11 protein-coding genes are annotated in these 14190 nt (G+C 61.1%); 5 read left to right on the top strand and 6 right to left on the bottom strand.

Translation table 11 applies throughout. The features are described from left to right. Nucleotides 1–85: 85 nt before the first annotated feature. On the top strand, nt 86–868 hold the full coding sequence (locus tag BEN48_RS05315; protein WP_206599823.1) for an aminotransferase class IV: 783 nt from the start codon (nt 86–88) through the stop codon (nt 866–868). 45 nt (nt 869–913) lie between these two features. Here BEN48_RS05315 and BEN48_RS05310 read toward each other — a convergent pair whose 3' ends face one another. From BEN48_RS05310 to BEN48_RS05295, 4 genes are all read right to left on the bottom strand, one after another. Next, a complete protein-coding gene (locus BEN48_RS05310; protein WP_125932489.1) occupies nt 914–1504 on the bottom strand; it encodes an energy transducer TonB in 591 nt (196 codons plus the stop codon). 53 nt (nt 1505–1557) lie between these two features. After that, a complete protein-coding gene (locus tag BEN48_RS05305) occupies nt 1558–2352 on the bottom strand; it encodes a thymidylate synthase (protein ID WP_070733554.1) in 795 nt (264 codons plus the stop codon). 84 nt (nt 2353–2436) lie between these two features. Continuing rightward, complete coding sequence (locus tag BEN48_RS05300) at nt 2437–2937, bottom strand: SRPBCC family protein (RefSeq protein WP_070733553.1); 501 nt, start codon at nt 2935–2937, stop codon at nt 2437–2439. 98 nt (nt 2938–3035) lie between these two features. After that, complete coding sequence (locus BEN48_RS05295; protein ID WP_070733552.1) at nt 3036–3272, bottom strand: hypothetical protein; 237 nt, start codon at nt 3270–3272, stop codon at nt 3036–3038. Between the two features lie 163 nt (nt 3273–3435). Here BEN48_RS05295 and BEN48_RS05290 point away from each other — a divergent pair, with 163 nt between their 5' ends. The 4 genes from BEN48_RS05290 (at nt 3436) to BEN48_RS05275 (ending at nt 9619) form a co-directional block, all read left to right on the top strand. Beyond that, nucleotides 3436–5754 carry an efflux RND transporter permease subunit gene (locus tag BEN48_RS05290; protein ID WP_070733551.1) on the top strand — a complete coding sequence of 773 codons (2319 nt, stop codon included), beginning with the start codon at nt 3436–3438 and terminating at the stop codon, nt 5752–5754. A 151-nt stretch (nt 5755–5905) separates the two neighbouring features. After that, nucleotides 5906–7327, top strand: coding sequence for a Glu/Leu/Phe/Val family dehydrogenase (locus tag BEN48_RS05285; RefSeq protein WP_070733550.1), 1422 nt, complete (start codon nt 5906–5908; stop codon nt 7325–7327). 94 nt (nt 7328–7421) lie between these two features. Beyond that, complete coding sequence (locus BEN48_RS05280) at nt 7422–8585, top strand: serine hydrolase domain-containing protein (RefSeq protein ID WP_070733549.1); 1164 nt, start codon at nt 7422–7424, stop codon at nt 8583–8585. Between the two features lie 152 nt (nt 8586–8737). Beyond that, nucleotides 8738–9619, top strand: coding sequence for an FKBP-type peptidyl-prolyl cis-trans isomerase (locus BEN48_RS05275; protein WP_158010108.1), 882 nt, complete (start codon nt 8738–8740; stop codon nt 9617–9619). A 291-nt stretch (nt 9620–9910) separates the two neighbouring features. Here BEN48_RS05275 and BEN48_RS05270 read toward each other — a convergent pair whose 3' ends face one another. After that, nucleotides 9911–10504 carry a hypothetical protein gene (locus BEN48_RS05270; protein ID WP_070733547.1) on the bottom strand — a complete coding sequence of 198 codons (594 nt, stop codon included), beginning with the start codon at nt 10502–10504 and terminating at the stop codon, nt 9911–9913. 117 nt (nt 10505–10621) lie between these two features. Continuing rightward, a complete protein-coding gene (locus tag BEN48_RS05265) occupies nt 10622–14143 on the bottom strand; it encodes a DEAD/DEAH box helicase (protein WP_070733546.1) in 3522 nt (1173 codons plus the stop codon). Nucleotides 14144–14190: the final 47 nt, after the last annotated feature.

Raw genomic sequence — 14190 nt, 5'->3', positions numbered from 1 at the left:
CGGATTCAGGCAGTTTTTTTTCGATTTCACGGATTTTGCAGGCGGTATAATGGGACTAAAACAGCTGCTGTTTAATGGGGAATTAGTGGCGGAATCGAGGTTCGGCCTGCCCCTGCCCAACCGTGGCCTAGCCTTCGGCGACGGCTTTTTTGAGACCTTGGTTTTCACGGCCGGCCACTTGCGCCTCGCCGCCGACCACCACGCTCGCATGCAGCAAGCAGCGGCAGCGCTCTACCTCACGCTGCCTGCCGCGTTGGCAACTGCCGAAGCCCTGGAAGCCACCCTCGCCACCCTCGCCACGGCCAACCAGTTGCCCGCCGCCCGCCTGCGCCTCCAGCTCTGGCGCGGCGGCGGCGGCCGCTACCCCCCCGCCACCGATGCCGCCGAGTGGCTGGCCACTGCCGAAACCTTCGTGCCCGATGATTCGGCCATTACGAACGCCGATTTCGCTCTCGAAACCCATTCCATTTATTCCCCGCTGAGCTTTTGCAAGGGCCCGCAGGCGTGGCTCTATGTGCGAGCCGCCCACGAGCGGCAGCAGCGCGAGCTCAATGAAATCATTCTCTGCGATGCCCACAGGCACGTGGCGGAAGCGGGTGCGGCGGCCATTTTCTGGGTGAAGAATGAGGTGCTGTTTACGCCCGCACTCGAAACCGGCTGCGTGGCGGGCGTGCGCCGGGCACAGGTGCTGCGGGCCGCACGGGCAGCGGATGCAGAGTGCCGGGAAGGGTTGTTCATGCGCGGGGAACTGCTGGCGGCCGACGCGGTTTTCGCGGCCAATGTGGCAGCGGTGCGAATGGTTCTACAGGTTGGCGAAACATCCTTTACGCCTGCTTTACCGGCGTTTATACAAAATTTGAGTAGCTAGTGTGCAGGCGTAGCCTTTTTACGATGCAGTGAATTCTACCCTCCCTTACTGAGTTGCAAACCGATAGTAAATCGTAACCGTATCGGCCAAAATTGGGCTGGGTTTGGGTTGCTCTGTAATGTCGATGCTGCCGTCGGTTTCGGTATCTTCCTTGGCATCTGTAGTAACATCCAGTTCGGTTACTTTAGCAGAGGCGTTTGCGCTCGCACTGCTGTCAATGCGCGCAAGGGCAGGCTTAAAACGCAGCTGCCAAGCTACCCGTTGCAATTCAGCATCGAGGGCTTGTACGGCTTTGCCGGGTGGGGCGCCCGTGCTTAAATCGCGCCGGATAATGGTAATACTGCTCGCGCTACCGTTAGGTAGCACGGTAATCAAGGCGTAAATGATGCCGCCCACCCCTGCATTTAGCGCCTCCATGGGATACTTGATAAAATGATGGAGGTACTGATTGAACACCTCTGCCGCATCCGCACGCTCGGCCGAGTCGGCCAGATGCCAGAAGCGCGGCAGCAAGGGCAGCGTGCCCACCATGTCCTTTTTACCACCCGGCAACGGCCTTGCGGTCCTTTGCGCGCTGGCCCCGCCGGCCATTCCCAGCAGCCCCAGGAAAACGCAGAAAATAACGTGGTGGCGCATTACGAATTCGATTCAGTTATTCTACAGCTACTTTGGGTAAGGGTAACTGCCGCTTAAACAGCTACCGGGGCCTTAATGGCCGGCCACGGCGCGTAGTTCACCAGTTCAAAATCCTCGTAGCGAAACCCAAATACATCTTTTACGTCTGGGTTTAGTTTCATTTGCGGTAGCGCGTGGGGCTCGCGGGTCAGCTGCAGGTTGGCTTGTTCGAGGTGGTTGCTGTAGAGGTGGGTGTCGCCACCGGTCCAGATGAATTCGCCGGGTTGCAGGCCCGTTACCTGGGCCACCATGAGGGTGAGCAGCGCGTAGCTGGCAATGTTGAAGGGCACGCCCAGGAACACATCGGCCGAGCGCTGGTAGAGCTGGCAGGACAGCTTGCCGTCGGCCACGTAGAATTGAAACAAAGCGTGGCAGGGCTGCAGCTTCATATCGGGCAGCTCGGCCACGTTCCAGGCCGACACGAGGATGCGGCGCGAGTTGGGCTGGGTCTTGAGCTGCTGGATGATGGTGCTGATTTGGTCGATGTGGCCGCCGCGGCCGTCGGGCCAGCTGCGCCACTGGTGGCCGTACACGGGACCCAGCTCGCCGGCGGCATCGGCCCATTCATCCCAGATTTTCACGCCGTGCTCCTTGAGGTAAGCAATGTTGGTGTCGCCCTGCAGGAACCACAGCAATTCGTGGATAATGCTTTTTAAATGCACCTTCTTGGTAGTAACCAGCGGGAACCCCTCGGCCAGATTGAACCGCATCTGAGGGCCAAAAATGGACACGGTGCCCGTGCCGGTGCGGTCGGTTTTCACAGTGCCGGTGGCTAGGATTTGGCGGAGCAGGGCTTGGTATTGGCGCATGGTAGCAATCCGCCGGTTTACGCCGACGTTAATCAGAAAAACAAAATCAAAAGTACTGGAAGACCGAACACCACCGGCAATTTTCTAATGCAGTGGGGCCTCGTATGCTGCATGTAGAGAAAGCACTTTGCGCCATTCTTCAGTCTCAGAAAACTGTTTAATTATAGCACAGCGCTCTACCAAAAAACGCCGTAAATACGGCTTCAATATGATATCAGCAACTTTGCCCAACCAACCCAGGGGCGACTTAAAAGCGAAAACATCTCGCATGATGGTAACGGAACCTTCGCTGCGGAAATGATGCTCATGTCTCATGCGTTTGAATGCCCCCTTTTGCATCTCATCGCAGAAATAGGTTGGGGCATGCATTTCGGTCACTTTGCTGGTCAGCGTCTGCCAAACGCCGAAATGCCTGGCCCGAAACGTTACGGATTCGCCCAGTTGCAATAACCCCGACTTTACTCCTGCTACTATCGTTTCCTGCGTCCTTTGCGTGGATATGGTGTGTAAATCAACGCTCAAAGCCAGTTGAAAACAGATTTCTTTGGGAGCATTGATGTGCGTAACAATTTCCAAAACGGGCATATTGTGGTTTCTTACTTGAGCCTCGTATTCTAAAGAAAGCCGCCTCGTCTCCGAAGCGGCTTTTCGTTTCTTAAGCAACAGCTGGAAGTCGGCAGCAACTACAGCTTCACCGTGGCCGGGGCTTGCACGGCGGGCTTCACGGCAGCGGTTTTGGTGCCTTTTTTCATGCAGCAGCTGGGCGTAGCCGCAGCCATACCCATGTTGCAACTGGCTTTGGCCTCCGTGGTAGCGGCTTTTTTCTTGCCTTTCTTACCTTCTTTATCGTCGCCTTCGTTGGCGAAAGCGGTGGTGCCGGTGAAAGCCAGCAGGGCGAGGGCGAACAGGGTCTTTTTCATGATAATTGGGAAAGCAGGGAGAAACAAAAGACGAAAAAAACAGGTTTGTGGCCTCTAAGATACACTTGCGGCGGCAGCTTTTTTTCGGTCCCCGGCATTACCTCGTTCGTACCTATTTTGATGCTGCTGGGTTGGGGGTTTTCCCGGCTGCGCGGCTTGCCCGATGCCCATCCGTCGCCTCGCCCACCTTACCCTCGTTCTGCTGGGCCTCATCACCGCCCTGAGCGTCTATTCAACCGCGCAGCTGCGGTTCAACTACAATTTCAACGACTTTTACCCCGCCGGCGACCCCGACCTCGACTACTACCAGGGCTACACCCAGCGCTTCGGCAACGACAACGACTACGTGCTGCTGGGCCTGGAATCCCCCGCCGGCAAAACCGTTTTCGACCCCGCGTTCCTGGCCAAGGTTGATTCCCTCACGCAGCTAGCCAGGCGCCAGCGCCACGTGCTGAGCGTGACCTCCCCCACCACCCTGGCCAACCCGGTGGTGGAGGGCCTGGGCGTGTTCAACATCCCGTACCTGCACCCGAACGAGCCGGCCCGCCGCGCCGACGACTCCACCCTGATTTACCAGACGCCCGGCCTCGTGGGCAACGTATTCAGCCCCGATGCCCAGGCCGTGACCTTGGTCCTGCAAATCACGCCCGACCTGGAAAAGCCGCCCGGCGATTCGCTGTTTGCCGCCCTGCGCAGCGGCCTCACCCGGTTGGGCCTGCCTGATGAGCGGGTGCATTTCGCCGGCAAGCTGGTGGCGCAGTCGGTGTTTGTGGATAGGCTGAAGTGGGAGCTGGTGGTGTTTATGTCGCTATCGGTGCTGCTGGTCACGGGGCTGCTCTGGCTCACGTTCCGCACGTGGTGGGGCGTGGTGCTGCCGCTGATAGTGGTACTGGGCGCCATTTTGTGGGGTCTGGGCGTGATGTCGGCTTTCGGGGTGAGCATTGATTTAATGACGGCCCTGCTCCCGCTCATGCTCTTTGTGGTGGGCATGAGCGACACCATTCACATCATCAGCCGCTACGTGAGCGAGCTGGGCTACGGCGCCGGCAAAAAAGAGGCGCTCTGGACTACTATCAAGGAGTCCGGATTCGGGTCGGGCCTGTCGGCGCTTACCACCAGCCTGGGCTTTTTTACGCTGATGACGTCCACCATCCGGCCCATTCACAACTTCGGGCTGTTCACGGGCGTGGCCATTATCCTGGCTTTCATCCTCAGCTTCACGCTGCTGCCGGCCATGCTGGTGCTGCTGGGCAAGCCCCAGCTGCGGGAGCCCCGCCGCCAGGGCCACAGCTGGGACGGCGTGCTGGGCCGCCTGTTTCGGCAGGTGCTGCTGCGCCGCCGGCTGGTTTTCATGGTGAGCGGGCTGGTGCTGGCCACGGCCATTGGATTCTCCACGCGGGTTCGCATCAACTCCGCCCTGCTCGATGATTTGTCGGTAAATGACCCGGTGCGGCAGGATTTCGCCTTTTTTGAGCGGCAGTTTGCCGGGGTGCGGCCCTTCGAGATGGAGTTGAAACCAGCCGCCGGCCGCGACATCTACGACCTGGACGTGCTGCGGGAAACCGAGAGAATTGAGGGCTACCTCGAAACCAACTACGGCCTGCGCTTCGCCGCGTCGCCCGTCACGCTGGTCAAGTCGGTGCGCAAAGCCCTGAACGGCGGCGGGCTGGCCGAATACCGCCTCCCGGCCGATACCACTGAGCTAAAGCGCCTGCGCGGCAAGCTCCGGCTGTTCCGCAAAAAAGCCGAATTCAGCGCCCTGGCCCTGCCCGATGGGTCGGCCGGGCGCCTCACGGGCCGCATGGCCGATGTGGGCAGCGTGCGGGCCGGCAAGCTGAACGATGCCCTGCGCCAGCACCTGCGCGCCACCGTTGACACGACGGTGCTCACCACGCGCCTCACGGGCTCGTCCAACCTCATCGATAAGAACAATGAAAACCTCACCCTGAACATGATTCAGGGCATGGCCATTGACGTGTTGATGGTGACGCTGATTGTGCTGGCCCTCTTCAAATCGCTGCGCATGACCATTGTGGTGCTCATTCCCAACCTGCTGCCCATTGTCATCGTGGCCGGCGTGATGGGCCTGGCGGGCGTGAGCATGAAAGTGAGCACCAGCATCATCTTCACCATTGCTTTTGGCATCGCCGTCGATGACACCATTCACTTTATCTCGAAACTGCGGCTGACTTTAGTGAAGGAGCCCGATATTTTCAAGGCCGTGCGGCGCACCTATCTACTGGCTGGCAAAGCGGTTATTACCACTTCACTGATTCTGGTGGGCGGTTTTTCCACACTGCTTTTCTCCAAATTCGACGGTACGTTCTACGTGGGCCTGCTCATTGGCCTGACGCTGCTTTTCGGCGTGGTAGCCGAGTTGACGCTGCTGCCGCTGCTCATTCTCTATTTTTACAAGCGGCCCAAGGACAAGCTGATATTGCCCGATAAGCTGGCGGCCGAACCCCACTCCAAGGCCCGATAAAGCACTGAGCGCGCAGGCCGCCTCACCCAACACCCAGGAATCACAGTTAGTGTGAAACGGCACGGCCGGGCACCGCGCTGGCCACCGCCTGCACAACGGTGCAGCAAGATTTGCCGTTAGCACGCGAACACTTCCACTAACCCACCCAAGTATGAGCCAGCCTATAGAGGGAAAGGATTTCTACGACAGCGTGCTACAGTTTTACGACCAGGCCGCCAGCTTCTCCAAGCTCGACCCTGGCATTATAGCCCAGATAAAGGCTTGCAATAGCATCTACAAAGTGAATTTCCCAGTGGAAGTAGAAGGGAAAATCCAGGTGTTTGAGGGCATCCGGGTGCAGCACAGCCACCACAAGCTGCCCAGCAAAGGCGGCATTCGCTACAGTGTGTACGTGGACGAGGACGAGGTGAAGGCCCTGGCCACCCTAATGACTTTCAAGTGCGCGCTGGTTGATGTGCCCTTCGGCGGAGCCAAAGGAGGCGTGAAAATCAACCCCCGCACCAGCTCCGTGGAAACACTGGAACGCGTGACGCGGCGCTACGCCAGCGAGCTCATTAAGAAAAACCTCATCGGCCCCGGCACCGACGTGCCCGCGCCCGACTACGGCACCGGCAGCCGCGAAATGGCCTGGATTGCCGACACCTACCTCACCTTTAAATACGGCGATACCAGCGCGCTGGGCTGCGTCACGGGCAAGCCCGTGGGCCAGGGCGGCATTCGGGGCCGGACCGAAGCCACCGGCCTGGGCGTGTTCTTCGGCCTGCGTGAGCTGTTCAACGACGGGGACATGCTCAAGAAAATTGGCCTGAGCAGCGGCATTAGCGGCAAGCGCATCATTGTGCAGGGCCTGGGCAACGTGGGCTACCACGCAGCGCACTTCCTGCAAAAAGATGGCGCCCTGATTACCGGCATTGCCGAGCGCGAAGGCGGCATCTTCCACGCCGATGGCCTCGACGTGGAAGCCGTGATGCAGCACCGCACCGACAGCGGCTCCATTCTGGATTTTCCGGGGGCCAAAAACGTACCTGATACAGCCGAGTTGCTGCAATACGAATGCGATGTGCTGCTACCTGCTGCTCTTGAAAACCAGATTCACGAGGGCAACGCGGCTGGCATCAAGGCCAAGGTAATTGCCGAAGGGGCCAACGGACCCGTAACCCGGGGCGCCGAAAAGATTCTGCTCGAACGCGGCATTGTGGTGCTGCCCGACCTGTACCTGAACGCGGGCGGCGTGACGGTTTCGTACTTCGAATGGCTGAAAAACCTATCCAACGTCCGTTTTGGGCGCATGGGCAAGCGTGCGGAGGAAGCCTCCCTGCAACGGCTAGTGAACACCATTGAGCAAAGCACGGGCAAGAGCATCAGCCCGCAGGAGCGTGCCCTCATCGTGCACGGCACCGACGAAATTGACCTTGTTCGCTCCGGTCTGGAGGACACCATGATAGTGGCCTACCACGAAATCCGGGAAGTAATGAACCAGATTAAGGGCATCAAGGACCTGCGCACGGCGGCCTTCTACAGCGCCATCGAGAAAGTGGGTGTGAGTTACCAGTCGCTCGGCATCTTTCCATAAAGCCTGTTTCAAGCTGTCTAAAAAGAGGGGTTTGTGCTTAGGCGCAACCCCCTCTTTTTATGGGCATACCCCACAGTGGCCTTACTTTGGGGCCATGGTAAGAAAACTCCTCCTGCTGCTGACGCTGCCCCTGGCATCGGCCTGCACCCGTCCGGCCACCCCCTCCACCGACGCCTCGGCCGGGCCCGCCGCCTATTTCCCTCCTGCCGGGGCCGCCTGGCAGCGGCAGGCACCCGCGGCCGCCGGCTTCGACCCTGACCGCCTGGCGGCCGCCGTGGCTTTTGCCCAAACCCAGGAAACTACCCAGATGACGCCCAACTTCTCCACGCAGGAGGAGATTTTCGGGAAGCTCCTGGGGCCTATGCCCACCAGTCGCGCGGCCACCAACGGCATCATCTTACGCCACGGCTACATTGTGGCCGAGTGGGGCGACACCCAGCGCCCCGACCCCACCTACAGCGTGGCCAAGAGTGTATTGTCCACTATTCTGGGCATATCCATTGAGCGCGGGCTGATTAAAAATATTAACGAACCCGTGGCCGGGTATATCAAGGACGGTGGCTACGACTCTGATCAAAACCGGCAGATTACCTGGGAACACCACGCCCGCCAAACCAGCGAATGGGAAGGCGAGCTTTGGGGCAAAAACGCTAATTTTCTGGGCAAGGAAGCCTTTGGCAAGGGCGAGCGCAAGCCTCGCGCCCAGCAGGCCCCCGGCACGTACTACGAGTACAACGACGTTCGCATCAACCGGTTGGCGCTGTCGCTGCTGCGCCTCTGGGAGAAGCCCCTGCCCGCGGTGCTGAAAAAAGAGATAATGGACCCCATTGGCGCCTCCGACACCTGGCATTGGGTGCCCTACCCCAACGCCGTGGCCACCGTGCAGGGCAAAGCAATGCCTTCCATGAGTGGCGGCACGCGCTGGGGTGGTGGCTTGGTCATAAACGCCCGCGATGAGGCCCGGTTTGGGTACCTCATGCTCCGGCAGGGCCGCTGGGGCCGCCGTCAAATCGTGTCTCCTTCCTGGGTAAAGCAGGCCACCACCCGCGGCCCGGTGGGCCCCGACTACGGCTACCTCTGGTGGTTGAACACCGAGCAGAAAGCCTGGCCCGACGCCCCGGCCACCAGTTACGCCGCCCTGGGCGCGGGCCAAAACACCGTGTGGGTAGACCCCGAGCACGACATCGTGGTGGTGTGGCGCTGGCACAACGGCAGCCCCAACGAATTGATTAAGCGGGTGCTCACAGCGCTAAAATAATTGCTACAGCAAGCAATTGGGGAACTCCACAACCGGCGGCTGGCATTAGGGCTGTGGGCCCGGTGCGCACACCTATGGGCTTCAGGGCGTATTTTTACAACAAAAATTAAAACATGAAAACACCGTTTTACCGGGTTGCGCTTCGCTTCCTTTTGCTGCTATCGTTGACTGCTACGGGCTTGGCCGCCACCTCCTGCAAGAAAGACACTCCCGAGGTTAAGGATTTTAGTGGAATCGACGATGACATCATTAAAAAATACCTGGCCGATAATAATATCACCGATGCCGTGAAGCAGCCCAACGGCATTTACTTCCGCTCCATCTCCAAGAGTGCCACCGGCGCCAAAGTCACGCCTGGCGCTTATGCTTCAGTGCTTTACACCGGCCGTCTGCTCGACGCCGCGGGTACGGTGTTCGATGCATCTTCCAAACGAAACAACGTGCCCATTACCTTCATTGTGGGCTCTAACCAGCTGATTCAGGGATTTGAGTCGGGTATTGCGCTCATGAGCTACGGCGATAAGGCCGAGATTTATATTCCTTCGGCTCTAGCTTACGGCCCGTCGAGCAGCGGTGCTATTCCCGCCAACGCCGTGATACGCTTTGAGGTAGAAGTACTTGACTACAAAGTGGTGGACGAAGCCCTAATCACGAAGTACCTGACGGACAAAAGCATTACCACGGCTCAGAAACAGCCTTCCGGCTTGTATTTCTTGCCCATCACCACCGAACCCAACGGGGTGCGGCCAGTGGTTGGCTCCACGGTTTCGGTGCTGTACACCGGCCGCCTCTTCGACGCCGCCGGCACTATTTTCGATGCCTCTTCCCGGCAGAACAACGTCCCCTTCCAATTCAAAATCGGCTCCAACCAAGTCATTAAGGGCTTCGAAGAAGGTATTTTGCTGATGCGCAAAGGCGAAAAGGCTGAAATCATCATTCCTTCGGCCCTGGCCTACGGTCCCACGGGCGCTGGAAACGTCATTGCGCCCAACTCCGTAATTCGGTTTGAGGTAGAGTTGGTGGACGTTAAATAGGCTGCGCAGCACGTATTCGCATTAACAGAGAAATAAGGGGCGGCAGCACGAACTAAGTAGTTCGTGCTGCCGCCCCTCTTACGTGGTGCAGACCTGCGAACTGAATGTCTTGCGCCATCCCTCGGAATTGGGCATAGGCCGCTTGGCGAAAGAACTAGCCAGCGCCAGCAAAAAAATATGAAAATGCCTCTTGCAGTAAAGGGGGATTGGGGTGAAAAAAGATTCTTTGTATCTACAATGGAATTAGAGCGACAAATTTGAAATGGGGCCGAGAAAGCGCTGGGAAGGCGCCTAGAATTTGCAGTCGAACCGGCCTTCGGTCACGCGCACGGCGGTTCCGCCCGAGGCCTGGCGGGCCGTGAACTCGAACGTGCCCGACACGACGCGGGCCAGGGTATCGAACCGGGTCACGACCACGCGGCCGGGCGTATCGGGGCCCGTGAGCAACTCCCGGAGTGGGTTGGGCTTGTTGAAGGTGAAGGAGGCGTAGCCGATGGGACCGCTGTTGACCCGCGGGCGAGCGGGCTGGTCAAACACGAAGGTGCCGGGCCGGGTGATGCCAGGCAGCTCCAGGCGCAGGCGCGTGGCGTCGTGCACCTGCGCTTGGTCGTCAATGTACTTGGCGAAGGAAAGCGAGAGATGGGGCCGCCCGACCGAGAAGTTGTCCCATTCGGCCGTCAGGGCGTACGCGCGAAGGGCCCCAATGCCGGTGCCGCTGTGGTGGGCAACCCAGGGCAGGCCGTCCACGAGGCAGCCGGCGGTGTTCGCGCCGGTCTGGGTGGCTTCGGGCATGGGCTGTACCGGGTAAGCGCCTTCGCGCTGCATGATGCACTGGGTCAAGCCCAGCAGGGCCGGGAGCAGCAGGACGGGGATATAATTTTTCATGGGCAGACGCAAAAGACAGATTACTGGAAGCCACTTCCTAACGCAACTTAGGCACAATGCAGCGCGTTTCTATTCACGCACAATTTAGGGCTCCGGCTGCTGAAAGCAAATACCTGCTTACTGCACCCGGGCCAGCAGTGCGGCGTGGTGCGGCGCCCGGCTCAGCACCTCCTCGTTGCCGAGCAGCACCAACTGCTGGCGGGCCCGCGTGAGGGCCACGTTCAGCTTGCGGTCGACTTTACCGGTTTCGTCGGGCGACACCATCAGCTCCAGCTGGTGCTCGTGGTGGCAGCAGAAGCTCACGATAATCACCTCGCGCTGGCTGCCTTGGTACCGTTCTACGGTATCTACGCTCACCAGCGCCAGCGCGGGCAGCTCCAGCTCCACGGCCAGCTGCGCCAAGCGGGCCCGGATGCGCGCCGACTGGTTGCGGTAGCTGGCAATGACACCCAGCGTGGTTACGGGGTTGAAAAGCGGGCCGTAGCCCTGCACCACATAGGCTGCGGCCTGGGCGGCCAGCTCGGCCTCCTGGCTGGACTCTTTCATGGATAAATCTTCGGGCTGGCGGCGGGTGGGCACGAATACCACCCGCTGGCTGCGTAGCGCGGCGGCCAGTTCATTGCCAGCAGCTGGTTCTGGCCAGGCGGCCCGGTCCAGCGGGGCAGCCTGCCACGGCTGGGGGCAACGCAGCTGGTTTTCGTAGAAGTCCTCGTTCACTAGCACGGCCAGTTCCTGGTGCATGCGGTACTGGTCGGCCAGGGTGCCGTGGGCGTGGGGCCACTGGGCCTCGGCGCGGCGGAAGAGGCGCTCGAAGTAAGAATTGCGCAGGTTGGTGAGGCCCAGCTCCTGCCGTAGCAGGTCAGTCACTTCGGGGGCAATGGCGCTGGTTTCGGGCTCCTGGGCCACCACGGCCGGCAGCTGCCGGTGGTCGCCGATGAGGATAAACTTCTTCACCTTGGCCAACAATGCCAGCATGGGCGACTCCAGCACCTGGCTGGCCTCATCCACCACCGCCACGTCGAACTGCTTGAGCACGAACAGTTCTGGCTTGCCCAGCAGGCTGGCCACCGTGCCCACGTAGAAAGGGCAGTTGGTGAGCCGCCCGCGCACGGCCTGGCGGTTGGGACAGTCGCGCAGCATGTTGTCCAACAAGTACGGCCGGTAGTGCGGCGCCGTGCCCAGGCGCGAGCCCACCCGAATAAAGGGCAGGCCCGCGTCCACCAGCTGTTCGCAGATTTCGTCCACAGCGCGGTTGGTGTAGGCCGCCAGCAGCACCTGCTTATCCTGTTGGTAAAGATTAACGGCCAATTCCCGCAGCACGGCGCGGGTCTTGCCGGTGCCGGGCGGGCCGCAGAGCACAAACCAGTCGGGCGCGGCCAGGGCGCGGGCTACTACTTCGGGCGCCGTGGTAGCCGGAGGGTTGGCCACAGCCCAACCCTCCGGCTCGCGGGGGCCGGTGCGGGCCAGCAGGCGACGGCGGCGCTCCGGGGCCAGGCACAGGAACGCCGACAGGCCGGCCCATTCCCGCCGAAACGTGTCGTAGGTATCGGGCTCCAGCGCCCAGTGCGAATGCCCCAGCAGGTAGCGCGGGGCCATGCGCCGGTTGCGCACGCTCAACACAACTTGCCCGGTGGCACCCAGGTCTTCGGCCAGCACCACCTTCACTACCTGCGCATCGAGCACCGTGAGTTGCGGGGCAGTTTGGCCGGCACCATCGGCATCCTTGCGGTGGCGGCGGCGCGGGTACAGAATGAGCGTGTCGCCGGCGCGGAAGTTCACCTCCCGGCCACCGGCGGGGCGCTGAAAAATGAGGTGCGGCCCCAGCCCGTCGCGGGCGTCGTCATCGGCATTGCTGTGGTCTTCCAGCAGCACCAGGTCATCGAGCAAACTAAAGTTTTGGTGCTTGCGGGCCTGGGGCAGCAGCCAAAGGCCCGCCTGGCCGCCGGCATCGCCGGGCCGCGCTTCATCCCCGAGCAGAGTCAGGCGCATTTCGCGGGCCGAGAAGCGGGCCAGCTCCAGGCAGTAGGCCCGCTCCACGGGGTCGGCGGCGGCCCAGGCGTTGGCTATTTTTTCGGCCTTGGCTTTGCCGAAGGAAGGTAGCGCGGCGAGGTTGGGCTTGAGAACCGGGGCCAGCAGCTGGGCGGTTTGGCGGGGGCCGGTGGCGCGGGCCAGCTGCAGCTCCACCCCCACCAGCTGGTTGCGGGCCGACAGCAGCCGGTCAATCATTGGCTGGTCCTGGTCGACGCGGCGCACGGCGGCCTGGCCGCTGGCGGCGTTGGAGTACAGGATGCTGGTACGGCCCCGGCCGGCGGTTTCGCCATCGGCTCCAAACACGGATTCGAGTAGCAGGCGGTAGAGCTGCGCCTGGGCGGCGTGGTTGCTCCAGGGCTCGGCGTGGGGCACTTTGGTCGAGCTTTTCAATTCCACCAAGTCGTAGCCCGTGGCGCTTTCGTGCAGCAAGTCGAGCCGGCCCTGTAGGCCGTAGGTGGCCGAGAGAAACGTAGGCTCCAGAAAGCAGTCGGCCAGACGAAGCGGCTCCTGCTGGTAGCCGGTTCTGCTCTGGGCTACGAAGCCTTGCGACCGGGTTTCGCGCAGGGTACGGTGGTGGCGGCGCAGGTCGTTGAGCAATTCGGGCACGCCGGTGCGCGTCTGGAACTCGGGCAGTGTGCTCAGGGCCAGCGGCGCCGCTCGAAATAGGCGCCGCCGCAAATAGGTATCGACGTTGAAATCTTCGTTTTCGACAGTGTCAGCTTCTTCCCCGTTCACGGGCTGTAAGGCCAGCGCTTTGGCCAGTGCCACTTTTTCTACCTGTCGGGCCGCATGGCTTACTTCCTCATCCAGCAGCAGGTTGACCAGGTTTCCCAGCACCAACGGCCGCGAGGTTTCATCGGGCAAAAACGCATTCAGCAGGGCCCACTCCGGAATGGTGGCGGTGGCCTGGGCGCATTCGGCCACGGTGGTCACGTTTATCAGGTAGTCGGGCTCCAGCACCACGCGCCGGGCGCGCACGCCGCCACCAGGCAGCTGCACCGGCCCGATTAGGTGCAGCGTGGGGTGCAGGGCAGCGGCCAGCGGCAGTATGTTTTCATAAGCCGCCGGCAATTCCAGCTGGAACGGGCCGCTGGGGCAGCCATCGGCGGGGGTGGCCATTTCTACGGTAATGGCGCCGGTGGGCAGGTCGGCGTGCAGCACGTTTACCCGCCAGGGCCGGCCGGCGGCACCATCCGCGGGCACAAAGGCGTCGGGAAGCGCGGAGGTTGCCGAATGCTCGGGTTCCGGCAGTGGCTGGGGCCAGACGGGGCCTACGTAAGCTTTGCCCGTGAGGTAGAGCACCAGGGCAGCTACGGCCGCGAAGCCGCGCGCCGCTTCGGTGGCGGTGCCGGCGTAGCTTTCGTGTACCACCAGGTTGGCCGAGAGTCGCAGGGCCTGCAGCTCCTGGCGGAGCGGCAGTGGCAGGTTGCGGCCGTACGCCACCAGGCCAATGGCCTGGCTCAGGTTCACAAATGGGGCTTCCTGCTGCTTGCATTCATCGCGCAGCACCGTTTCCAGCAGCTTGCGCAGCTTGGGGAGCTGGTCGGCGGGGGCAGCCGTAGCATCGGCCGCTAAAGCGGCCAGGCGAGGGTAGTAGCGAGTGGGCATCGGGGGTAGAATAGCAACGGCAATACCTATAAAAGTAACGGTTTTGC

The sequence above is a fragment of the Hymenobacter glacialis genome, from assembly GCF_001816165.1.
Taxonomy (GTDB): domain Bacteria; phylum Bacteroidota; class Bacteroidia; order Cytophagales; family Hymenobacteraceae; genus Hymenobacter; species Hymenobacter glacialis.
Note: the sequence above shows the minus strand (reverse complement) of the source record. Positions and strands in the feature narration are given on the sequence as shown.